This window comes from Oscillibacter sp. CU971 (assembly GCF_905219725.1).
Taxonomy (GTDB): Bacteria; Bacillota; Clostridia; order Oscillospirales; family Oscillospiraceae; genus Oscillibacter.
Genome location: NZ_CAJMXG010000449.1, coordinates 1 through 1,572 on the forward strand (window position 1 = coordinate 1; position 1,572 = coordinate 1,572).

The following is a 1,572-nucleotide window of genomic DNA, read 5'->3' on the forward strand; positions in this document are numbered from 1 at the left end:
CAGCTTGTCGAAAAAGTCTGCCTACCGGCAGACTTTTTCATGTAAAGATGATAAAATAGGGAGTAAGGGGTGAGGAATATGTTGGAGCGAGGGAAAAATGAGCGAGGGGTTATAGAAATGGTGGATACAGAAAGCCTGGTGCCACCGGGACATCTATTGCGGCAGGTGGATGCAGCGGTAGATTTCGAGAAATTGTACAAGATCGTGGAGCCGTTGTACAGCGAAGAAGAGGGCCGGCGGAGCATCGACCCAGTGGTGCTGTTCAAAATCGTATTGCTGCAGCATTTGGATGGGAATACCTCTTTGCGTGGAACGCTACGCAGAGCCCAGACAGATGTAGCATACCGGTGGTTTCTGCGGTACACGCTGAGCGAGGAGCTGCCCCATTTTTCCACGGTGAGTTACAACTTCCGGCACCGGTTTACTTCGGAGACCATAGAGGCAGTGTTTCGGTGGATATTGGAGGAGGCAGGCAGTGCAGGAGCACTGACCCCAGCAGCAGTATTTATAGACGGGACACACATCAAGGCAAGCGCAAATCTGAACAAGAAAATCAAGCAGGAAGTACCGGCAGCAGCAAAACGATACCAGGAAGAACTGCTGGCGGAAGTGAACGCGGACCGGGAGGCTCATGGAAAAAAGCCACTGGATGATGAAGATGAACCGCCCAAAGCTGGAGGGAAGAAACAGGACAACACCTCAAAAAAGAAGCAGGCCCGGAGGAAGAAAGCGGCAAAAAAGCAGAAAACCATAACGGTATCCACCACAGACCCGGAGTGTGGAATGTTCCACAAGGGGGAGCACAAGCGGTGCTTCGCTTATGAGGCCCATACCGCCTGTGACAAGAGCGGTTACGTATTGGAAGCAGTGGTCACCCCCGGAAATGTCCATGACAGCGTGGCGTTTGACGATGTTTACGACAAATTGATTCAATCGTTTCCAGAGGTGGAAACAGTGGTGGCGGACGCTGCCTATAAGACCCCGCATATCTGCAAAAAGGTATTTCGAGATGGCCGGGTATTGTCTACAGCCTACAAGCGGCCCATGACGATGAAGGGCGGACATCCCTGGTGGTCTTACGTCTATGATGAATATTATGACTGCGTGATCTGCCCGGAATACCACATCCTGTCCTACCGCACCACCAACCGGGATGGATACCGTGAATACCGCAGCGACCCGGAAATCTGTGCCCAATGTCCCTCCCGCCATTTATGCACCCGCTCGAAAAACTGCGTGAAGACTGTCCAGCGCCATATCTGGAAAGACTACGAGGAACTGGCCGATGACGCCAGATACACCCCGGAATACAAGGACCTTTACGCCAAACGCAAAGAAACCATTGAACGGGTCTTTGCGGATGCGAAAGAAAAGCATGCCATGCGCTATACCTTTTACCGTGGTCTGGCCCAGGTTTCCAACTGGGTGAGGCTCAAATTTGCTGCCATGAACCTCAAAAAGCTGGCAAGGTGGAAAACCAGAAAACGCTTTGCTCCCTCCTCCTCTGCCACTTCCTACATTTTATCCCTCATTAACTTTGTGGCCTGTCTGGTAATGAAGACAGACAGGCCT

1 protein-coding gene is annotated in these 1,572 nt (G+C 51.8%); it reads left to right on the plus strand.

Translation table 11 applies throughout. The features are described from left to right. Positions 1-117: 117 nt before the first annotated feature. On the plus strand, positions 118-1,572 hold a 1,455-nt coding region (locus tag JX325_RS16435; protein WP_204792109.1), incomplete at its 3' end, for an IS1182 family transposase.